At 71.6% G+C, this 20,312-nt stretch carries 22 protein-coding genes, 1 pseudogene and 1 riboswitch; of the genes and pseudogenes, 10 read left to right on the forward strand and 13 right to left on the reverse strand.

Annotated features, from left to right (window positions below; genetic code table 11):
• The first annotated feature begins 36 nt into the window (after window positions 1-36).
• Together O7610_RS19620 and O7610_RS19625 are read left to right on the forward strand one after the other, a co-directional pair.
• The gene (locus tag O7610_RS19620) at window positions 37-2,196 is read left to right on the forward strand and encodes a HelD family protein (RefSeq protein ID WP_289211498.1); all 2,160 of its coding nucleotides are present in this window, start codon (window positions 37-39) and stop codon (window positions 2,194-2,196) included.
• A 92-nt stretch (window positions 2,197-2,288) separates the two neighbouring features.
• On the forward strand, window positions 2,289-3,281 hold the full coding sequence (locus O7610_RS19625; protein WP_281552116.1) for a hypothetical protein: 993 nt from the start codon (window positions 2,289-2,291) through the stop codon (window positions 3,279-3,281).
• Between the two features lie 16 nt (window positions 3,282-3,297).
• On the opposite strand, the gene O7610_RS19630 is transcribed toward O7610_RS19625, so the two are convergent.
• A complete protein-coding gene (locus O7610_RS19630) occupies window positions 3,298-4,902 on the reverse strand; it encodes an alpha/beta hydrolase fold domain-containing protein (protein WP_289211499.1) in 1,605 nt (534 codons plus the stop codon).
• A gap of 243 nt (window positions 4,903-5,145) precedes the next feature.
• Here O7610_RS19630 and O7610_RS19635 point away from each other — a divergent pair, with 243 nt between their 5' ends.
• A complete protein-coding gene (locus O7610_RS19635) occupies window positions 5,146-5,913 on the forward strand; it encodes a VOC family protein (RefSeq protein WP_281552118.1) in 768 nt (255 codons plus the stop codon).
• A 12-nt stretch (window positions 5,914-5,925) separates the two neighbouring features.
• Here O7610_RS19635 and O7610_RS19640 read toward each other — a convergent pair.
• From O7610_RS19640 to O7610_RS19655, 4 genes and pseudogenes are all read right to left on the reverse strand, one after another.
• Window positions 5,926-6,696, reverse strand: a pseudogene (locus O7610_RS19640) (ABC transporter ATP-binding protein); the annotation flags it as partial.
• A 53-nt stretch (window positions 6,697-6,749) separates the two neighbouring features.
• Complete coding sequence (locus O7610_RS19645) at window positions 6,750-7,817, reverse strand: FecCD family ABC transporter permease (RefSeq protein WP_348650033.1); 1,068 nt, start codon at window positions 7,815-7,817, stop codon at window positions 6,750-6,752.
• Between the two features lies 1 nt (window position 7,818).
• A complete protein-coding gene (locus O7610_RS19650; RefSeq protein WP_281552119.1) occupies window positions 7,819-8,790 on the reverse strand; it encodes an ABC transporter substrate-binding protein in 972 nt (323 codons plus the stop codon).
• Window positions 8,791-8,912: 122 nt separating this feature from the next.
• Window positions 8,913-8,978, reverse strand: a riboswitch (cobalamin riboswitch).
• 139 nt (window positions 8,979-9,117) lie between these two features.
• Window positions 9,118-11,019: a M14 family metallopeptidase gene (locus tag O7610_RS19655; protein WP_289211500.1), complete on the reverse strand. Its 1,902-nt coding sequence runs from the start codon at window positions 11,017-11,019 to the stop codon at window positions 9,118-9,120.
• Window positions 11,020-11,384: 365 nt separating this feature from the next.
• On the opposite strand from O7610_RS19655, the gene O7610_RS19660 reads away from it, so the two are divergent.
• Together O7610_RS19660 and O7610_RS19665 are read left to right on the forward strand one after the other, a co-directional pair.
• Entirely contained in the window at window positions 11,385-12,176 is a 792-nt protein-coding gene (locus O7610_RS19660; RefSeq protein WP_289211501.1) for a phosphotransferase family protein, read from the forward strand.
• A gap of 34 nt (window positions 12,177-12,210) precedes the next feature.
• Complete coding sequence (locus tag O7610_RS19665) at window positions 12,211-12,675, forward strand: ribosomal maturation YjgA family protein (protein ID WP_289211502.1); 465 nt, start codon at window positions 12,211-12,213, stop codon at window positions 12,673-12,675.
• A 1-nt stretch (window position 12,676) separates the two neighbouring features.
• Here the strand turns inward: O7610_RS19665 and O7610_RS19670 are convergent, their stop codons facing one another.
• Together O7610_RS19670 and O7610_RS19675 are read right to left on the reverse strand one after the other, a co-directional pair.
• Window positions 12,677-13,042 (reverse strand): GntR family transcriptional regulator, encoded by a 366-nt coding sequence (locus O7610_RS19670; protein ID WP_278173272.1) that lies wholly within the window; start codon window positions 13,040-13,042, stop codon window positions 12,677-12,679.
• Window positions 13,039-13,818: a hypothetical protein gene (locus O7610_RS19675; protein ID WP_281552123.1), complete on the reverse strand. Its 780-nt coding sequence runs from the start codon at window positions 13,816-13,818 to the stop codon at window positions 13,039-13,041. The genes O7610_RS19670 and O7610_RS19675 overlap by 4 nt, the downstream gene beginning before the upstream one ends.
• A 186-nt stretch (window positions 13,819-14,004) precedes the next feature.
• On the opposite strand from O7610_RS19675, the gene O7610_RS19680 reads away from it, so the two are divergent.
• A complete protein-coding gene (locus O7610_RS19680; RefSeq protein WP_289211503.1) occupies window positions 14,005-14,244 on the forward strand; it encodes an AbrB/MazE/SpoVT family DNA-binding domain-containing protein in 240 nt (79 codons plus the stop codon).
• Between the two features lie 330 nt (window positions 14,245-14,574).
• Window positions 14,575-14,832 (forward strand): hypothetical protein, encoded by a 258-nt coding sequence (locus tag O7610_RS19685; protein WP_289211504.1) that lies wholly within the window; start codon window positions 14,575-14,577, stop codon window positions 14,830-14,832.
• 66 nt (window positions 14,833-14,898) lie between these two features.
• Here the strand turns inward: O7610_RS19685 and O7610_RS19690 are convergent, their stop codons facing one another.
• The 6 genes from O7610_RS19690 to O7610_RS19715 all read right to left on the reverse strand — a co-directional run bounded on the left by O7610_RS19690 (window position 14,899) and on the right by O7610_RS19715 (window position 18,488).
• Window positions 14,899-15,723 carry an SDR family NAD(P)-dependent oxidoreductase gene (locus tag O7610_RS19690; RefSeq protein ID WP_289211505.1) on the reverse strand — a complete coding sequence of 275 codons (825 nt, stop codon included), beginning with the start codon at window positions 15,721-15,723 and terminating at the stop codon, window positions 14,899-14,901.
• An 89-nt stretch (window positions 15,724-15,812) separates the two neighbouring features.
• Window positions 15,813-16,697 carry a LysR family transcriptional regulator gene (locus tag O7610_RS19695; RefSeq protein ID WP_289211506.1) on the reverse strand — a complete coding sequence of 295 codons (885 nt, stop codon included), beginning with the start codon at window positions 16,695-16,697 and terminating at the stop codon, window positions 15,813-15,815.
• A gap of 63 nt (window positions 16,698-16,760) precedes the next feature.
• Window positions 16,761-17,513 (reverse strand): GOLPH3/VPS74 family protein, encoded by a 753-nt coding sequence (locus tag O7610_RS19700; RefSeq protein WP_289211507.1) that lies wholly within the window; start codon window positions 17,511-17,513, stop codon window positions 16,761-16,763.
• A gap of 32 nt (window positions 17,514-17,545) precedes the next feature.
• Window positions 17,546-17,869, reverse strand: a complete 324-nt coding sequence (locus tag O7610_RS19705) for a DivIVA domain-containing protein (protein ID WP_475048257.1) — start codon at window positions 17,867-17,869, stop codon at window positions 17,546-17,548.
• Window positions 17,870-17,920: 51 nt separating this feature from the next.
• Window positions 17,921-18,172, reverse strand: a complete 252-nt coding sequence (locus tag O7610_RS19710) for a hypothetical protein (RefSeq protein WP_289211508.1) — start codon at window positions 18,170-18,172, stop codon at window positions 17,921-17,923.
• A gap of 4 nt (window positions 18,173-18,176) precedes the next feature.
• A complete protein-coding gene (locus O7610_RS19715) occupies window positions 18,177-18,488 on the reverse strand; it encodes a hypothetical protein (RefSeq protein ID WP_289211509.1) in 312 nt (103 codons plus the stop codon).
• Between the two features lie 128 nt (window positions 18,489-18,616).
• Between O7610_RS19715 and O7610_RS19720 the strand changes: the two genes are divergently transcribed.
• From O7610_RS19720 to O7610_RS19730, 3 genes are all read left to right on the forward strand, one after another.
• A complete protein-coding gene (locus O7610_RS19720; protein WP_281552131.1) occupies window positions 18,617-19,399 on the forward strand; it encodes a helix-turn-helix domain-containing protein in 783 nt (260 codons plus the stop codon).
• The gene (locus O7610_RS19725; RefSeq protein WP_289211510.1) at window positions 19,396-19,587 is read left to right on the forward strand and encodes a DUF397 domain-containing protein; all 192 of its coding nucleotides are present in this window, start codon (window positions 19,396-19,398) and stop codon (window positions 19,585-19,587) included. Before O7610_RS19720 ends, O7610_RS19725 begins: the two co-directional genes overlap by 4 nt.
• A gap of 135 nt (window positions 19,588-19,722) precedes the next feature.
• Complete coding sequence (locus O7610_RS19730) at window positions 19,723-19,911, forward strand: DUF397 domain-containing protein (protein ID WP_289211511.1); 189 nt, start codon at window positions 19,723-19,725, stop codon at window positions 19,909-19,911.
• Window positions 19,912-20,312 lie beyond the last annotated feature (401 nt).

Below are 20,312 nucleotides of genomic sequence, written 5' to 3' on the forward strand. Positions count from 1 at the left end.
CGAGCGAGCACGCCGGCGATCCAGCCAGGAGTCAGCATGCCCGCACCCGACCGCCCCGCACCCGACCGCCCCGCACTGGACCGCCCCGCACCCGACCTGGACGGCGAACTCGCCGCCGAACGCGCTCATCTGACCGCGTCCCGCGCCGCCCTCGCCCGGATGCGCAACCGGGCCGAAGCCCTGTTCAGCACCGGCGATCGGGTCGCCGGGGACGCGTACACCGCCGAAACCCTGGGCAGGCACCTGGCCCGCCGGGTCGCCGAGCTGGCCGACAACCCGGACACGCCGCTGTTCTTCGGCCGGCTCGATGTCGAAGACGATCCCGACCTCGACGACGGAATTGACGACGCCCCTGAGCCAGGCGGTGAGCCCGATCCGGGCGGGCTGCCGGCCGGCCGGCACCGAATCAGTCGCCACCACATCGGCCGCCGGCATGTCGCCGACAACACCGGCGAACCACTGGTGCTCGACTGGCGAGCGCCGCGCAGCCGGGCCTTCTACCAGGCCAGCGCCCGCGACCCGCAGCAGGTACGGGTCCGCCGCCGGTTCGGCTACGCCGGCGGCGAACTCACCAGCTTCGAGGACGAACACCTCGACCGGGGCGAAGAGCTCGGCACCGCCTCACGCATCCTGACCACGGAGATCGAGCGGCCCCGGGTCGGCCCGATGCGGGACATCGTCGCCACCATCCAGCCCGAACAGGACGAGCTGGTCCGGGCTGAGCTGGCCGAGTCGATCTGCGTGCAGGGCGCGCCCGGCACCGGCAAGACCGCGGTCGGGCTGCACCGGGCCGCCTATCTGCTGTACGCGCACCGGGAACGGCTACGCAAGGCCGGCGTGCTGATAGTCGGGCCGAACCGGGTGTTCCTGTCCTACATCGCCAACGTGCTGCCCGCCCTCGGCGAGGTCGAGGTAGCCCAGCGCACGGTCGCCGACCTGATCGACTCGGTGCCGGTGCGCGCCGACGACACCCCGGCCGCCGCCGCGCTCAAACACGACCCGAGGATGGCGCAGGTGCTGCGGCGCGCCGTCGAGGCGTACCTCGGCGAGCCGGACGAGTCGATCGTGGTGCCGGACGGCTCCTACCGCTGGCGGATCGGCGTCGAGGCGTTGCACCGGATCGTCCGGACGGTCCGCGAGGAGGATCCGCCGTACCGGATCGGTCGGGAACGGGTGCTGGCCCGGATCGTCGCGCTGCTGCAACGCCAAGCCGAGACCCGGCGTGCCGAGTCACCGAGCGACGCCTGGCTGCGGCGGATGGCCCGGGTGGCCCCGGTACGCGCCCTGCTGGACCGGGTCTGGCCGGCGCTCACCCCGACCGAGGTGGTGTCCACGCTGCTCACCGATCCGCAGCGGCTGGCGGCCGCCGCCACCGGTCTGCTCGACGAGGCCGAGCAGGCGGCGCTGCTGCGACCGTTGGCCAGGTCGGTCCGCACCACCAGATGGACCGAGGCCGACCTGGTGCTCATCGACGAGGTCGCCGGGCTGCTCGACCGGCCGACCGGGTACGGGCACGTGGTGATCGACGAGGCGCAGGACCTGTCGCCGATGCAGTGCCGGGCGATCGCCCGGCGCAGCGAACACGGCTCGGTCACCCTGCTCGGCGACCTGGCGCAGGGCACCGCCCCGTGGGCGGCCACCGACTGGCACCGCACGCTGACCCACCTCGGTCGGCCCGACGCCCCGGTGGTGCCGCTGACGGTCGGCTTCCGGGTGCCGGCGGTGGTGGTCGAGCTGGCCAACCGGCTGCTGCCGGCGCTCGAAGTGGACGTACCACCGGCGGTGTCGCTGCGTCGCGACGGTTCGCTGTCGCTGCGTACGGTCGACGATCTGACCGGTGCCACGGTGGCCGAGGTACGCGCGGCGCTGACCCACGACGGCTCGGTCGGGGTGATCGCCGCCGAGTCCGCGCTGCCCGGCCTGCGCGACGCGCTGACCGCAGCCGGTATCGAGGTCACCGGAGCCGCCGGCGACCCCGGGATCCGGGTGTCGGTAGTCGCCGCGACCGAGGTGAAAGGGCTGGAGTACGACCACGTGGTGGTGGTCGAGCCGGCCGCTATCGTCGCGGCCGAGCCGCGTGGGCTGCACCGGCTGTACGTGGTGCTGACCCGGGCGGTGTCCCGGTTGACGGTGCTGCACGCCGACCCGCTTCCGACCCCGCTGGGCGACCACTGCCGGACCGACCGGCGGCACTGACAGAACCGACCGGCGGCACTAGCAGAACGGCGCGCGCCACACCGCCCGCCCCCTCCAGGTTGGCCCGGCGACAGCTGGGAAACAATCGCCAGGTGAGCGATGGAGGGACGGCCGGGCAGGACCGCGCCGGTGGCGGCGGCCGGCGGCTACTCGGTTTCCTGCTCGCTGTGCTCGCGGTCGCCGTGGTGCCGTTGACCGCCGAGGTGCTGCGGCACCGGCTGCCGGACCGGCTACCGATGCACTGGAACACGGCCGATGTCGTCGACGCGACCAGTTCGCTGACGAACAGCGTGACCGGCTACACGATCGGCGCGGCCGCCGGGGCGGTGCTCGCCGCAGTCGGGGTGCTGCCGCTCGGGCTACGGTGGCAGCTGCGGCGGTGGCTGATCACCATCGGCGCGGCGGTCGCCGGCTTCGTCGCCGGGATCTGGCTGACCACCGTGGCACTTTCGGTCGATGTACTGGACCCGACCCGGGCGCCGGCGCCGAGCTGGCACATTCCCGCGCTGATGGTCGGGGTGACGGGTTGGACGGTGCTCGCGTACGCGGCGTGCGGTCAGCCGCCGGCCGGGCCGGCGGCGGACGGCCGACCCGCCGCCGAGCTGCCCCGGGTGCCGCTGCCGGCCGACGGTGCCGGGTGGACCGAGCAGACATCGGTGTCCCGCACCGGGCTGTGGATCCTGGTCCCGTTGCTGCTGCTCGCCGGGGTCCTGGCGGTCTGGATCAACGTCTGGGTGGCCAGCCCGGTGTTGCTCACCGTGGCGTTGGTGATGCTGCTGCTGGTCAACCGGCTGACCATCGACCGGCAAGGCATCCACATCGGATTCGGCCCGTTCGGGTGGCCGCGGATCAGCGTACCGGCGCGGGAGGTCGTCGGGGCCGTCCAGACGACGGTACGGGTGTCCGAATGGGGCGGCTGGGGCTACCGCTACCACCCCGACACGCGGGGACGTGGATTGATCACCCGATCCGGTCCGGGCATCCGGGTGCAGCTGTCCGGTGGGCGCTATCTCGTGCTGACCACCCGGGAGCCGCAGACCGCAGCCGGTCTGGTGAACACCATCGCCGACCTCGCCGACCGCTGATTCCGGTCCCGGAGGCTCACAGGCCGGTCGGCCAGCCGCTCGACGACTGGCCGGACGGGTTGAACACGGTGTGCAGCTCCGCCGCCACCCGGTCCTGAGCCGCCTCCGCCACGTCCAGCACCGCGCCCATGCCGAAGAACTCGTGCGGTACGCCGTCGTAGTGGATGTGCTCGACCGGCACCCCGGCCGCCCGTAGCCGCTGCGCGAACGCCTGCCCCTGGTCGCGCAGCGGATCCCGTTCCACGGTCAGCACCACCGCCGGCGGCAGGCCGGCGAGCCGTTGCACCGGCAGGTCGAGCAACGCCACCCGAGGGTCGCCGAGCATCTCCGGCCGGGGGAAGGCGTGCCGGGCGAACCAGCTCAGCATCGGGCGGTTCAGCGGCGCCGCGTCGGCGGCGTCCACTCCGGAGCCGTCGTCGATCGTCACGCTGGTCACCGGGTAGATCAGCACCTGCAGCAGCGGCAGCCGCTGACCGGCGTCGCGCAACTGCAGACAGGTGGCCACCGCCATGTTGCCGCCGGCGGCCTCGCCGGCAATGGCGATCCGTCCCGGGTCACCGCCGATCTCCCCGGCGTTGTCCAGCAGCCAGCGGGTCGCGGCGAGCACGTCGTCGTGGGCGGCCGGGAACGGGTGTTCCGGGGCGTGCCGGTAGTCCACCGCCACCACCAGACACCGTTCCTTGTTGCACAGCGCGCGGGGGGTGGCGTCGTAGGTGTCCAGGCTGCCGACCACCCAGCCACCGGCGTTCAGGTAGATCAGCACCGGCAGGCCGCCGGCTGGCGACGCCGACGTCGGCCGGTAGACCCGCAGGGTCAGTTGCCCGCCGGGACCGTCGATGGCGAAGTCGAAGACCGAGTCGACCGGCTCCCGTTCCTCCAGGTCCCCCCGGGCGGTACGGATCCGGGCCACCGCGTCGGACAGGGTCGGCTGGCGCCGCGCCTCGGCCGGTTCGAGGATCTCGGTGGGTCGGGGGCCGAGCGCGGCGAACACGTCCAGCAGCGCCTGGGACTGCGGTTCCAGCAGCCCGGACGCGTCGGTGGCGAACCAGCCACGCCGCCCCGAGGTCCGGTCGCGGAGCCGGTCGACCAGCGCCGCCGGCCCGCCCAGTAGCCGGCTGCTGCGGGAGGTGTTCGGTGTCTGCGGGTGCGGATGGGTCGGGGCACGATACTTGGCGGCGGTGAACTGCGCGCCGAGTTCGGCCATCCGCTGCGGGCCGACCGTGGCCCGCAGCGCCGGCAGCAACGTCCCCTCCTGCTCGGCGGCCTGCCGGCGGACGTCGGCGATCAAGTGGTTGAGCGCCTCCTCGAAGTCCAGGTTGCCGGGTCTGGACCGGTCGATCTCGGCGGCCGCCTCCTTGATCCGCTGACGGGTGTCCCGCCCCCGCTTGATCAGCTCGCCGACCGACCCGGCGGTCAGCCGGTCGGTCACCGCCGGCTCGTCGAAGACCGGGTCGAGGATCTGTTCCTCGGCCGCCAGGTGCATGGAGATCCGGTAGACCACCTGGTCGGCCAGGATCCGCCGGTCGCCCTGGCCGGTTTCCAGCCGCCGGAAAAGCTGGTCCAGCAGGACGTGGTCGTCGTTGATCGCCCGGTCGATGTCGCCCGGCAACACCTCGATCACCCGTACCATCGTTCTCCCCCGCTGTCCCGCGTCCCGGCCGGTGTCCGGCGTCGCCGCCCGGTGTCCGGCACCCCGCCTGGCTTCGGTCGGTGACGTCAGCCCGGTGCGCGGTTACCCTCGGCGCGGGCCATGATTCCGCGTGCCGGGCGATTGCTTCGGCGAATCTCCCCCGACCGTAGGCGACCGGGTGCCAGGATTCGGTCAGCAGGGTCCAGCCAGCCGATCCGCAGGAGGAAATCCGCCATGTCCGTCGCCGCGGCCGGGGTGCCCGCCTGGGTCGACCTCGGCACCTCCGACCTGCCCGGTGCGATCCGGTTCTACGGCGAACTGTTCGGCTGGTCCGCGCAGCCGCCCGAGGATCCGGACGCCGAGGGTTACACCCTGTTCAGCAAGGACGACAAACTGGTCGCCGGGGCCGGCTCGGTGTCCACCGGCGGGCAGCCGCCGACCTGGACCACGTACATCGGCACGCTGGACGCCCAGGCGAGCGCCAAGCTCGTCGAGTCGGCCGGCGGCACCGTGCTGATGCCGCCGTTCGACGTGCTCGACCGGGGTAGGGCGGCGGTCTTCACCGACCCGGCCGGGGCCAGCTTCGCCGTCTGGCAGCCGCTGTCCATGGCCGGCGCGGAGCTGGCGAACGTGCCCGGCTCACTGTGCTGGAACGAGCTGACCACCCGCGACCCGGAGGGCGCGAAGGAGTTCTACGGCGCGGTCTTCGACTGGGAGTGCCGGGACACCCCGTTCCCGCCGATCATGTACACCGAATGGCTGGTCGAACAGCAGCCCGTCGCCGGGATGATGCCGATGGTCGGCGACGACTGGCCGGCGGACCTGCCGGCCCACTGGATGGTGTATTTCGCGGTGAACGACTGCGACGCCACCGCCGCGCACGCCGCCGCGCTCGGCGGCACCGTCTCAGTCCCGCCCACCGACCTGCCGCACGGCCGGTTCGCCGTGCTCAACGACCCGCAGGGGGCCTTCTTCTCGGTGATCCGGATCGCCGGCGACTGACGGTTCTGGTCGGGGAACGTCCCGGTCGCGGACCGGGACGACCAGCGGGCCGTGCGCGCCGGGCAGCACCCGCACCCGGGCCCGGTAGTACCGGGCCAGGTTCTCCTCGGTGAGCACCTCGGCCGGCGGGCCGGCGGCGACCGTCCGGCCGGCGGCGAGCAGCACCAGCCGGTCGGCGTACTCGCCGGCCACCGACAGGTCGTGCATGGTGGCCAGCACGGTCAGCCCCCGGTCCCGGCGCAGCTCGTCGACCAGTTCCAGCACCTCCTGCTGATGGCCGACGTCCAGTGCGCTGGTCGGCTCGTCGAGCAGCAGCAGCGGAGCGCCCTGGGCCAGTGCCCGGGCCAGCAGCACCCGCTGGCGTTCACCACCGGACAGTGTGGCCAGCCGCCGGTGCGCGAACCCGGTCAGGTCGAGCCGGGCGAGCACGTCGTCGACCACCGCCAGGTCGGCCGCCGACTCCCGGCCCAGCAGCGGAACGTACGGGGTACGGCCGAGCAGCACGTAGTCGGCGACGGCGATCCCGGCCGGCACCACCGGCGACTGTACGACGGTGGCGACCAGCCGGGCCCGGGCCCGGCGGCCGAGCCGGGTGATCGGCGTACCGAACAGCTTCAGGCTGCCGTCGACCGGCAGCAGCCCGCCGACCGCCCGCAGCAGGGTCGACTTGCCGGCCCCGTTCGGCCCGATCACCGCCACCCACTCACCGGCGGCCACGGTCAGGTCGACACCGTCCAGTACCGGCGCGCCGCCGAGGCGTACCCGCAGGTCACGGCCGACCACCGGGGTGCTCCCAGCCGCGGCCGGCCCGGTCTCGGGCGCGGGCCCGGGCGCGGTCACAGCGCCACCGTCCGGCGGGTGGTACGCAGCACCAGCACGAAGAACGGGGCGCCGAAGAAGGCGGTGACCACACCGATCGGGATCTCGGCCGGCGCGGCCACGGTACGGGCCACCACGTCGGTGACGGTCAGGAACGCGCCACCGAGCAGCATCGACAGCGGCAGGATCACCCGGTAGCTGCTGCCTGCTACCAGTCGGACCAGGTGCGGCACGATCAACCCGACGAAGCCGATCAGCCCGGATACCGACACCGCCGCGGCGGTGCCCAGCGACGCGGCGGCGAGCAGCAGGTAGCGGGACCGCTGCGGGTGCAGGCCGAGGCTGGCCGCCTCCTCGTCACCGACCGACAGCACGTCCAGCTCGCGGCGCTGCGCCAACACCACCACGGCGGCGATCACCGCGTACGGCAGGACCAGCCGAACCTCGTGCCAGCCGTCGGTGGCCAGCCGACCCAGCAGCCACGAGTAGACCTCCCGGATGGTGTCCACGTGGCGTTGCAGCAGGTAGGTCTGCCCGGCGGCGAGGAACGCCGACACCGCCACCCCGGCCAGGATCAGCGTCGCGGTGGACCGGTCCGGCCCGGCGGCACCCGTACCGAGCAGGTAGGTCAGCGCGACCGCCCCGAGCGCGCCGACGAACGCGGCCAGCGGCACCGTCACCGGCAGCCCGGTCAGCACTCCGGTGCCGGGGCGCAGCGCGATGACCGCGGTCACCGCCAGCCCGGCCCCGGCGGCGGCGCCGAGCAGATGCGGGTCGGCCAGCGGGTTGCGGAACACCCCCTGGTAGCAGCCGCCGGCCAGGGCCAGCATGCCGCCGACCAGCAGTGCCAGCACCACCCGGGGCAGCCGCAGCTGGGTGACGATCGCCACCTGCCGGTCGTTGAGTCCACTGTCCACGTCGACGCCGGGCAGCAGGTTGAGCAGTTCGGCGGCGACCGCCAGCGGCGGCAGACTGGCCGGGCCGAACGCCAGCCCGGCCAGGGCCGACAGCACGACTGCCGTCACCGCACCAGCGAACCAGCCGGTGGTCAGCCCGGGCCGCCGCCGGACCGGCGTACGGAGCACGTCAGGACGCCGCCGCCGCGTCGACCGCGTCGACGATCGCCCGGACCAGGTCGACCACCCGGGGACCCCAGCGGGACGCGATGTCGTCGTCGAGCTCGACCACCTGACCGGTCTGTACGGCGGTGATGGTGGACCAGCCGGCCCGCTGCGCCACCGTCTGCGCGTTCTGCTGGCAGCACCTGGTGTCGGCGAGGAAGATCAGGTCCGGGTCGGCGTCGATCAGCGCCTCGGCGGACAGCTGCGGGTAGCCGCCGGCCTCCCCGGACGGGTCCGCCGGGTCGGCGATGTTGGTCAGCCCGACCATGGTGAACAGCGACCCGACGAAGGTTTCGCTGGTCACCGTGTAGAGAGTCGGGTCGAGCTCGTAGTAGTAGCTCAACGGCTCGGCCGGCTGCGCCGCGTCGGCGACCAGTTTGTCGATGTCGGACCGCATGGTGTCGACCAGGTCGGCCGCTGCCTCCGGGTGCCCGGTGAGGGCGCCCAGCTCGGTGATCTGACGGTACGTGTCGTCCAGGGTCACCGCCGCCCCGGCCAGGTAGACCGGGATCGACAGTCGGGTCAGCCCGGCCACCACCTCGTTGGTGTCGCCGGAGAGCACCACCAGGTCGGGCTCGTAGCCGGCGATCGCCTCGACGTTCGGGGTGAACCCGGACAGCTCGGTGGTCGGCGCCTCGGCCGGGTGGTTGGAGTTGTCGTCGACGGCGGCCACCTGGTCGCCGGCGCCGATCGCGAAGAGCATCTCGGTCGCGGTCGGCGACAGTGCGACGATCCGCTCCGGGCGTACCTCCAGGGTCAGGTCACCGACGGTGACCGGGTAGCTGGCGGCGGCCTCCGGGCTGACGCCGGGCTGCGCGTCGTCGGGCCCGCCGGAGCCGTCGCCGGCCTGGCCGCATCCGGTCAGGGCGAGGGTCGCGGCGGTGGCGACCGCGGCGGTACGCAGCAACGCTGCCCGCCGCGTAAGGGGTCTGCTCATCTGGTCCTCCTGTCGGTCGAGGGCTGGTGCTTCGCCGACAGGTCGGGGTGGTGACGCCGGCCCCGGCCAGGTGGCGAGGCGCCCTTCCTCGAGAGCGCGGTTCGCGACCACGCCGCAGGCGACCTGGCTAGCCCCCGGCTGTCGGCCGGGGCATCACAGTTGCGGGACAGCGCCGGGTTCGCACCGGCTTCGCTGCGGGGCGGTCGGTAGCACGGTAACCCACCGACGCCGCCGCAGCGTCATCGCAGCAGCGCAGGGCTGCCGTCCGGTGATGTTCACCGCACGGCAGCCCTGCGTGCCGTCAGTAGCCGGCAGCCCTGCCCGCCGTCAGGACCTGGTGATCCGGACGTCGTCGATGGCCGCCTCGACCAGGCTGGCGGTGGAGGCGTCCGCCGCCTCGACCAGGATCCGCACCGTCTGACCCGCGTACGGGGTCAGGTTGTAGCTGCCGGTCGACCAGGACCCGTACCGGTTGCTCCCCGCGCCGGACTGGTTCAACAGCGTCGTCGTGCCGCCACTGTGCACCACGCTGATCCGCAGGTAGTCGGCCGACGACGAGTTGTTCAGGTGGGCCAGGTACCAGGCGAGCGACAGGGTGAGGGTGCCGCTCGACGGCAGCGTGATCGCCGGGGAGCGGGCGCTGGTGGCCCCGCTGTCGATGTCGTACGAGCCGGCCGAGGAGCCGGCCAGCCGCCCGGTGACCAGGCTGTTGCTGCCCTGGTAGGCGGTCAGCTGCAGGGCCCCGCCGGAGCTGGTGGCCTGCGCGACGCCGCGCTCCCACTGCCCGGTGGTGGCGGTGTCGGTGCCGCTCGGGTCGGTCGTCCAGCCGGTCGCGGACTCGAAGTCGTCCGCCCAGACGGTGCTGCCCGGCGGGTCGACCGGACCGCCGCCGCAGTACTGCGACTCCTTGCCGATCACCCGGTACGGGCAGTCGGCGTACTCGCTGAACATCAGCACCGCTTCCCGGTTGCGGGCGGTCTGGGTGGGGATCACCTCGTCGGGCGGGTAGAAGCCGCCGCCGCTGGACGAGCCGGGGTACAGCTCGAAGGTGTACGCCCAGATGCCGTGCACGCCCCACATCCAGTCGATGCTGCTGCCGTCGGTGATGTAGAGGTCGGACGACTGTTCCGGGGTGTAGCCGTTGGTCGCCGCCATCTGCGTACCGAGGGTGGCGAAGGTGTTGTACTGGTCGGTGGTCATCCCGGACGGGGTGTTGGCGGTGGTCCAGCCGAACGGCCAGAGCACCAGCTCCGAGTAGCTGTGGAAGTCGATGTTGGCCGTGATCTGCTGCTCACCGCCGACCACCCGGCTGTTGACGAAGTCGCGCAGCGCCTGCGTCTCCGGGGCGGAGAAGGCGTACGGGCCGCGGTAGGTCGACGACGACGGGGAGCCGGAGGATCCGCCGCAGCAGCCCCACAGGTAGTCCCAGTTGCGGTTCAGGTCGGTGCCGACGGCAAACGAGCCGCTGTTGGGCTGGCGGTTCTTGCGCCAGGACCGGTACGAGCCGGTGGCGATGTCGTACTCACTGCCGTCCGGGTTGACGGTCGGCACGATCCAGATCTCGCGGGTGTTGACGATGTTGGTGATCCGCGAGTCGCTGCCGTAGCCGTCGGTGAACAGGTTCAGCAGGTAGATCGCCATCTCGACGGTGAGGTGCTCGCGGGCGTGCTGCTGTGAGTTGAACAGGATCTCCGGCTCGTCCTCGTCGGTGCCGACGTTGTCGGAGATCTTGACCGCCATCAGGTCGCGGCCCTCGTACGAGGTCCCGATGCTGATCTTCCGGGCGATGTTCGAGTGGCTGGAGACTACCTGGTTGACCACCGTGGTCAGCTCTGCGTAGTTGTGGTACGCCGAGTCGGACGGCGGGAAGTCCAACGTGGTGACGTCGCCGGACGCGTCGGTCCTGGTGGGTGCCCGGACCGCTTCGACCTCGAAGCCGAGCGCCTGGATCGCGCTGACCTCGGCCCGGGTCGCGGTGATGTTGAGGATGCCATGCTCGATGTAGTCGATCGCGGCGCCGGTCCCGGCCACCGCGTCGCGGTCGGCGAAGGTGCGCGGCCCGAGGACCCGGTACGGGCCGGCGATCGACTCCCGGTCGACACCGCTGGGCTTGGGATCGGCCGAGACCGGGCCGGTCACGACGGCGAACAGGCCGACGACGGTCGCGACGGCCAGGACGGTGGTCCTGCGCCACGAGCCGGCGTTGGCAGTTGGTGCGCGGAATCGCATATAGACCTCCTGGGGGTGGGGAGGACTCCGCTGGTGAGCACAACTGCACCACCTGTCACATGGTCATATCAATATCTTTCGCGATCATTTCCATGCCAAGCTGATCATCACACGGCATCGATACTTCTCGTACCGGACACCGTGCGGGGAGGGACAGCCCTGTCCGTGGCAGATCTCAGCCACTACGGACTCCTCGATCCACTGCGCCGCGCGTACCACGCGGACGCCGCCACCCGCGACCGACGGCGCGCCCTCCGCTCAAGATCATGTGAGCGCCATGGACGTCTCCTGGCGCTTGTGAGGTCCATAGCGCTCACATGATCTTGGATCTCGCCTGCGCGTCGGAGACGTGCCGGGTAAACCGGATGACGCTGTCTGCCGGCCGCCCGATGATGGCCAACGTGGCGCAGGTCGAGGTCGTCGTCGCCCATCACGAGCGCGCGACCCTGCGCGTCGGCGACGTGTTCCTGAAAATCGATGCCGATCAGACACGCACCGACGTCGAGGTCGAGGCGATGGCGAGAGCACCGGTGCCGACTCCGCAGGTGCTGTGGCGTAGACCGCCCGTACTCGCGCTTGCTGCCGTTGCCGGGACGGCGCTCGGCCGGCTTGGCGAGCCGTCGGCGGCGTCGGCGGCGGCCTGGACAGCGACGGGTGCCGCCGTACGGATGCTGCACGACGCGCCGCTGCCACCGTGGCCCGGTCGCAGTCCCGACGAGTTGGCTTCGCAACTCGACGGCGAGTGCAGGTGGCTCATCGCGAACAGAGTGCTCCCCGCCGACCTCGTCATGCGCAACCGCCGGATCGCCGGGGCCGCGTTGCGGCCGTGGACACCGGTCTTCACGCACGGCGACCTGCAGATCGCCCACGTCTTCGTCGACGGTGATGAGGTCACCGGCATGCTCGACTGGTCCGAGGCAGGCCGAGGTGACGCCCTGTTCGACCTCGCCACCCTGACACTCGGGCACCGGGAGCGCCTTGGTGACGTCCTCGCCGGCTACGGCACCGCCGTCGACCTCGACGTGATCGGCGCGTGGTGGTCGCTACGCAGCCTGTTGGCGATCCGTTGGCTGGTCGAGCACGGCTTCGACCCGGCCTCGCCGGGCTGCGAGATCGACGTGCTGAGATCCGCGGGGACCCCGCTGACCGGCCAATGACCGACCGGATCGGTGAACTGTAGGGTCGGGCACCGTGGCGGGTCTCAGGTGGCGGGTACGGTTGGCGGGCGTGACCGCCGCCGCCGGGTTCCTCGCCGTGGCACTCGGCATCCGGGTGCTGGCCGGTGGGAACGGCGTGCTGGACAGTTCCGGCGCGCTGCAGCAGTACTCCGGCACCGCCCTGTACGCATCGATGGTCCATGCCGGCGTGTTCGTCCTGGCACCGGGTGCCGGGCCGATCGCGGCCGGGGCGGGTGCCGTCGCCTTCTGCTGGCTCGTCGAGTTCCTGCAGCTGACCGGCGTACCGGCGGAGCTGTCCGAGCGCAGTCTGCTGGCACGGCTGGTCCTCGGTGTCCATTTCGACCCCACCGACCTGGCCTGGTACGTGGTGGGCGTACTGCCGTTGGTGCTGCTGCACGCGGGCGTCGACCGTTGGCGACTGTGCCACCGGGACCGGCAGCCGGCTGGCGCCGGTGCCGGTCGCGGGCGTGGCCGGTGAGTCACGGTGTGGCCGGGCGGCCCAGGGCCGCCTGGACGATCCGGATCGCCTCGGCGGGGTCGATGCCGCTCCGGGCGATGATCGTCGCGTAGTCGCGGGCGGCGCGGTGGGCCTGTTCGAGGGCCTGGTCGCCGGCGGCTGTGACGAACGAGCCGGCCCGCCCACGGGTCTCGATCAGCCCGGCCTCCTCCAGCTCCCGGTACGCCCGACCGACGGTGTTCACGGCCAGGCCGAGGTCGGCGGCGAGCCGGCGGACCGTCGGCAGCCGGGTGCCGACGGCCAGCGACCGGTCCTGGATCTGCCGGGCGAGCTGGGCCCGCAGCTGCTCGTACGGCGGCGTCGGCGAGGCGGCGTCGATGACGATCATCGGACGATCATGGCCTGCCGTGCGGTCGCCCCGACAGCCGTGGTCCGGGTCTGGACCAGACCGAACGCGACGACACCGGCCACGACGAGTCCGATAGCGACCGCGTTCCACCAGCCCAGCGACTCCCCGTACAGGAAGATGGCCGGCAGCATCCAGACCAGGCTGGGGGTGACGAGGGCGCGGGCGTCCTCGACCCGCATGACGACGTCCGCCGTGAGCGACGCCTCGTCCTCGGCGACGGCCGGGCTGGTCAGCACCTGACGCAGCTGCATGACCATGCCGGCACCGGCACCGGCGAGCCCGATCAGCACGACGGCGGCCCCGGCCCGCAGCACCGGGTCGGAAACCGGCAGTACGCTCACCGCGAGCACCAGCGCGCCGGTGTAGGCGGCGACCGTGAAGACGGCGTACGGCCGGCCGAGCACCGCCGGCCAGCCGAACCCGACCGGATGGGCCACCCGCCGGGGCAGTTGCGCGCCGGCCCGCCGGTCGACGCGGCGGACCCATTGACGGAGCAGCCACTGCGCCGCCAGCATGCCGACCACCAGCGCGGTGAGCACCAGCAACGGCAGCCAGGAGTACGCCGTGTCGGTGGCCCGGCCCGTCGCGTGGGTGAGTGCCGCGCCGATCAGGAACCCGGCCAGCAGGATGTCGCCGACGAGCTTGGCCCGCCGTCGCACGGCCAGCCGGGTCGCCAGCAGCGGCGTCGGCTCGGCCTCGGTCAGACCGTGCCGGTCCAGCCACTGCCTGGTCTCGCTGTGCTCTGTCTGGCGCATCGCCACCACCTCCATAGTCGCAAGCTTTGTCTCACAACCATGAGTCATAACATGCGACAAAGTCAAGTCAGTCAGGGGTTGACCTCGACCCCGCCCTGCGACTGGAACCCAGGGGAGGGGAGGAAACCCCTCACAGCCCTGAAACACAACCGCTGGTATTACGTAGTACAAGTAAGTGGAGGCACGGTGAAGCTGAACAGCAAGGGTCAGGTGACCATCCCTGCGTCGCTGCGCGCCAAACACGGCCTGCATGAAGGCGACGAGATCGAGGTTGTCGAGGAGGGCGGCGCGCTGCGGATCGTGCGGGTCGACGGCGCCCCCTCCAGAGGACAACGGCTTGTGCGGCATCTACGCGGGCAGGGCGCCGCACGCGAGACGGAGGGCATGACCACGGACCAGCTCATGGAGTTGCTCCGTGGCGAGTGAACGGCTTCGCGCGGTGCCCCAGAGGCATTCGGACGGGACCGTCACCCTGGTCGACTCCAACGTCCTGCTCGACATCCTCACCGAGGATCCGACGCGGTCAACTGCCCCACCCTGCGGGTTTCCTGGCAGGGAAGGCATATGTCAAGTACCGCAGCTACTTCCCCAGGCTGGCGTGGTCACCGCTGACGGGCCCGTCAGTGGCCGAGGTCTGCGGCGCCCAAGCCTTCCCACGGGCCAGCCACGATGGCATCATGAGATCGTCATGTGTCGATCTCATGATGCCTGGAGACACGCGGAAGATCGACGAGTGCCCCGCCTATGGGAGGATGTATGCGAAGACTGACCACACTGCTGGTGGCGTTCATGATCGCCATGGCCGGCATGTTCGCGACCACCGCCGCCCCAGCCTCGGCGGACTACCCGGACCCGCCGGGCGGCACCCTGCGTAACGTCTACAGCAGCCTGAGCTTCTGTCAGTCGTACGGCAACTACGGGGTCCAGAACGACCTGTGGAGCTCGTACCTCTGCCAGTACCGCGCGTACGGCAACCCGCCCAACGTCCTCTACTTCTTCTGGACCTTCGACTAGCAGGTGGCTCCTGGGGAGGCTCCACCGTGGGGCTACGGTCTGCTCCCAGCAACGCCCTCACCCACGTCAACCGGGCGTGCGAGACGGGGGCCGGCGAGCGGGGTCGAAGACGCGGGCCATCATCAGGGCGGCCCGGCGCCGACTCACGAATCGGCTCACGAGCACGCCGAGCCGGTTGCCACCGCCGTCAACGACGATCGGGCCCGGATCCCGGAGCTCAAGGTGGCGCAGCGCGGTCGCGACGACGTCCTCTGCAGCCCGCACCTTCCCTGCGGTCAGCACCGCCGCGTCCGGACCCATCCCGGCCGTGAAATCGGTGCCGGTGGCTCCGGGGGCGACAGCGAACACCGTCAGGCCGGTGCCTCGCAGCTCCGTCCATAGTGATTCAGTGAAGCTGAGCATGAACGCCTTGGCGGCACTGTAGACGGCCATCCGGGGAGTCGGGAAGTACGCGGACACGCTGGCGAGGTTGATGATGAAGCCGTTGCCGGCACCCGTCAGCTGCGGCATGAAGGCCGCTGTCAGCGCGACCGGTGCCATCACGTCAACGGCGACCTCGGCGGTCGACTGACTCGGATCCACATCGGCAAACAGGGCGAAAGAGCCGATCGCGGCACTGTTTATCAGGCTTGTCACCTCGACGCCCCGGTCGGCGACCACTCGGCGGATCTCGGTCGGCGCAGCGGGACTGGACAGGTCCGCGGGGACGACCTCGATTCGTACATCAGCAGTGCGGCGCAGCTCGTCCGCGATCGACGCCAACCGGTCGGCGCGCCGCGCGACCAGCACGAGGTTCGCGCCGCGTACGGCCAGCGCCCTGGCGAAGGCGGCACCGATTCCGGAGCTCGCCCCGGTGAGCAGAACGGTCTGTGAGCGGTAGTCGACAGGCATACGACCAGCCAACGTCCTGCCTGCGGCCGTGTCCAAGACCTGTTTCGCACCCCGTCATGCAACAGGCGCATGACGATCGGGACCCAGGGTCAGCCAACGAGGTGCCGCTCAGCAGAGCGGACGAACTCCGCGACCAACGGGTTGGCGTCCCCGGCGCGGGTGACCACGGCGACCTGGCAGGGCTCGACCTCGTGAATGGCAACGGTGACCAGGTCCGGACGTAGGCTGAACCGCCGGTCATTGGCCGGGACGACGGCGATGGCGCTGCCGTCGGCGATGGCTTCGAGCTTGTCGTCGTAGGTGTCGGCCAGCGTGGGACCGAGCTGGGCGGGACTGCCGTCCGGGCGGGGCTCCAGCCGCCAGAAGCCGGTCCAGTCGGCGCCCATGCCGGTGCAGCCGACCAGCGGCTCCGCGGCGATGTCCGCGGCGGTCACCGACTCCTTGCCGGCCAGCCGGTGCGCGGCGGGCACGACCAGGACCCGGGGTTCGTCGTAGAGGACCGCCACGTCGAGGTCGTCGGCCGGAACCGGCAGCGGCGTACGGATGACCAGGGCGTCGGCCTGCCGGCGCAGCAGTGCGTCGGCATCCCGGGTGTCGAGGTGGCGGGTGCGGACGTGGGCGTCGGGAAACCGGTGGCGCAGGTCGCGTACGGCGGGGGTGACGATCAGATCATCGACGTACCCGATGGTGATGGTGCGCTCCGGTGCCGCCGCCCGCGCGGCGAGCACCGCCTGTCCGGCACCGTGCAGTAGCTGCTCGGCGCGGGGCAGGAACGCCGAACCGGCGGCGGTGAGCCGGCTGCCCTGGCTGGTGCGTTCCAGCAGGCGTACGCCGAGAGCGTCCTCCAGCCGCTGGATCTGTCGGCTCAGCGACGGCTGCGCGACCCGGAGCTGCTCCGCGGCGCGCGCGAAGTTCAGCTGCTCGGCGACCACGGTGAAGTACCGGACCAGCCGCAGGTCCAGATCCGGAAGCATGCCAACAGCCTAGTCGTCATGCAGTTCCTGCATAGCGACGTGCGCAGCAGGTCGGTGGAGCGCTCAGCCCGCTGGTCCGCGACGCCATCGGCCGCTCCGGCGGCGGTGGGATGCGCCGTCGAGGCGATTCCGGGCAATGGTGAACAGCTCGCCGACCTCGGTCGGCAGTCGTCCGGAGGTCTCCCGGTGCAGGTGCCGACGGGCCGCCGCCGGGAGACCGGTGAGCAGGGCGTCGTCCAGCCCGGTGACCAGGCAGAGCCCGGCTAGCCGGGCCTCCAGGTCGGGCAACGGCTCGCCGCGCTGCAGCCGTACGGTCAGCCGGGCCCACGCCCACCCGGCCCGGTTCGGGTCGACCGGCACATGGCGCACGGCGGTGGCCAGCAGGCGGCGTACCGTCCGGCGCCGCACCACGCCCGCCGCGACCAGCCGCCGCGCGACCTGCTGATGAGCGCCGGGCGCCAGCAGCGCCAACCAGGTGCCCACCCGCCGGTACCCCGGCTCGGCGGCCGTCCAACGCAGGACCCAGCCGCCGAGCGCGTCCACCGGCACGTGCCGCGCCACCAGCCAGAGCCGGCCGTCGCGCACCCGCAGCGCCCCGGCGTCGACCAGGTCCACCAGCAGCGCGGCGGCCAGACCGAACCCGACCGCCCGGTCCGGCAGCCGCAGCCGACCGGTCACCGCGTCCTGCGCCAGCAGGAAGAACTCGTCGGCCAGCAATGGTCTCCGCAGGTGCACCGCCGGCAACGGCAGCGTCATTGCGGCGTCGGCCCAAGCGGCGGTCCCGGTCCCGGCCCTGGCCCCGGTGTGGTGGACCATCGTGGCTCCCTTCGTGGTCACAGGCCGACGGCCTACGCCGGCATCCGGGCCTGGAACTGCCGCGACTGCCAGTCCCGCAGCGCCTGCTTGATCCGTACGTTCTCGTCGCGGGTCATCGCCAGCTCGGCCCGCACCGTGGCCAGCTCGTCGGCGACCAGGTGCAAGAAGGCGCGTACCTCGGCCGGGTCGAGACCGCGCCGGGTGCGGTCCAGGAACTGGCGGTCGCGGACCAGCCCCGGGCTGATCGACGGCCGGGCCGCAGCGCGGTAGTGGCGGGTGCCGGCGTTGCGGGTGTGCGGCCGGGACTGCCGCCGGGTACGCCGGGGGAACAGGACGAGGTGGAGAAGCCTGCGCACGGTGGAACCGCCTTTCGCATTTCGACGGGATCGCTGTCAGGGTGTTTCTGGTCAGGAGCGAGATTCGGGGGTATGGCCGTCACGTTCGACGACGCCGGGCCGCCGCAAGGCGTGTTTGAACACCGACAGCAGCATCATCTGGCCGGCGCGGGGGCCGCTGACGAAGGTGCCCATCACCGCGATCATGGTCACGTGTGGAATGTCGTGACCGTGCCGCAGATGTGACACCCGGATCGCCACCGGGCCGTTGCCGAATGCCCAGTCTTCGGCGCGCAGACGCAACACGTCGCCGACCTTGATCAACGGTTCACCGGACAATTTCACACCACCCGCCGCCGTTGCCGCTCCGGCCGTCGTCGCCGCTCTCCGGCGGGTGCGGGAACTCCGGCGGCGACAGGCCGGCGACGGTGAGGACGGTCCGGATCCGCCGTGCTCGCGGCACGTCGCGCCGGTCGAGGATCGCCAGGGCCATGGTGAACGGTGCGCAGAACGCCACCGATCCGCACGTCGGGCATTCGCCGATCCGCCTCGGCAGATGCTTCTCGGCGGTCTCCCTTGCGTGCCGCAACACCGGGTCGTCGTCCGGGTCCGCCCCGGCGGCTACCACCTTATTGATCATCGAATCCCTCCCGATTTTTCTGCTGTCAGCAGATCCACCCTGGACCCGCAGCGCCAGCAGTGGAAGGATTCCCACCAACAGAACCCGTTCCGAAATTTCGATCTTGAATCGGGAAGGACCGGTAATTCGTGAGCAGCAACGGGGTTCCTCGCACTCTCAAGTTCCTCCGCACGCTCAACGGAGGCATGACCCAGGAGCAGTTGGCGCAACGGCTGAGCGTCTCCACCTCGCTTATCGCCAAGTTCGAGACGGCCCGGCAGATCCCCCTGCCGGACACCGCCGAGCAGATCGACGATGTCTTCGGCAGCGGCACCCTGGTGCAGGAGACCGCCGCAGACGCCCGCAACGCCGTGCCGCCGGACTGGTTTCAGCCGTGGCCGGAGTACGAGGCCCAGGCCGAGATGCTGCGCGGGTACGAGTCGACCTACGTCCCCGGGCTGTTGCAGACCGAGGCGTACGCCCGCGCGGTGCTCGCCGTCGGTCTGCACCCGCCGGAGGTGGCCGAGCAGCGCCTGGCCCACCGGCTGGCTCGCCAGGTGGCCGTCTTCGACCGCCGGACGCCGCCGGTCACCTCGTTCATCGTCGACGAGGCGGCGCTACGCCGGGGCGACCCGGTGATGATGAAGGAGCAGCTGCTGCACCTGGTCGACATGTCGCGGCGCGACCGGGTGCTGCTGCACGTGGTGCCGGTCGACGCCGGGCTCTACATCGGCCAGCTGGGCAATTTCGCGCTAGCCACGCTGCCGGGCGGGGCGACGGTGGCCTACGCGGAGAACCCGGTGGACGGCCGCACCTACGAGGAGCCGGCCAAGGTCGCCGCCTTCGTCAACGCCTGGGAGGCGATACGCTCGGTGGCATTACCCCAAGACATGTCCCGAGACCTGATCGCGAGGATGGCAGAGGAGCTATGACCGAGCCAGCGTGGCGCACCGCCAGCCGCAGCAACAGCAACGGCGGTAACTGCGTCGAGGTCGCCGACAACCTGCCGGGCCGGGTGCTGGTCCGCGACAGCAAGGACCGCAGCGGCGGCACCCTCACCTTCACCCCCACCGCCTGGTCCACCTTCATCGCCCAGGCCGCCACCACCCACCACCACTGACCACCCGACACCACGCTGCGGTCCTGCCCTGCGCCTATGCCGGGCCAGGGCAGGACCGCAGCGCCGGTCGACACTTCCCACCCCCGGCTGGTCACCCGGGCCAGTCGCCTGATCGCGAGGATCGGCAGGCAAGCTATGACCCAGCCAGCGTGGCGCACCGCCAGCCGCAGCAACAGCAACGGCGGCGCATGCGTCGAAGTCGCCGACAACCTGCCCGGCCAGGTACTGGTCCGCGACAGCAAAAACCGCACCAGCGGCACCCTCACCTTCACCCCCACCGCCTGGTCCACCTTCATCACCCAGGTCAGCACCGCCGGCCATTGACCACCCCGACACCGGCCTCCTTGGAGGAGGACGCAGAGCCGGCGCGCATCGGCGCCGACCTATCCGCCGGATGCATCCGCCACTCGACGTGCAGGGCGTCGGCCCTCAGCACGTCCGAGCGGCCGCACTCGCCGCCGAGAGTCCGTACAGCTTGGGACGGGCGGCCGGCCGAGCCTCCTGGCACGCATCAGCTGTTTCCGGATCGGGCGGGCACCAGCGCGCGCTCATGCCGAGAAGCGCGCACCTCGGTCCGTCGAGTCTCGGTCCGCCGTCGAGTGGAGGGCTCAGGCACGTTATTCGGGCGAGTAACGTGCCTGAGCCCTCCACTCGAAGCAATGTCGCCGATCGCGGCGTCCGGATCTGAACCTGCCGCCACGGGCCGCCCCGGCGGTTGAAGGTGT

This window comes from Solwaraspora sp. WMMA2065, assembly GCF_030345075.1.
Lineage (GTDB): Bacteria > Actinomycetota > Actinomycetes > Mycobacteriales > Micromonosporaceae > Micromonospora_E.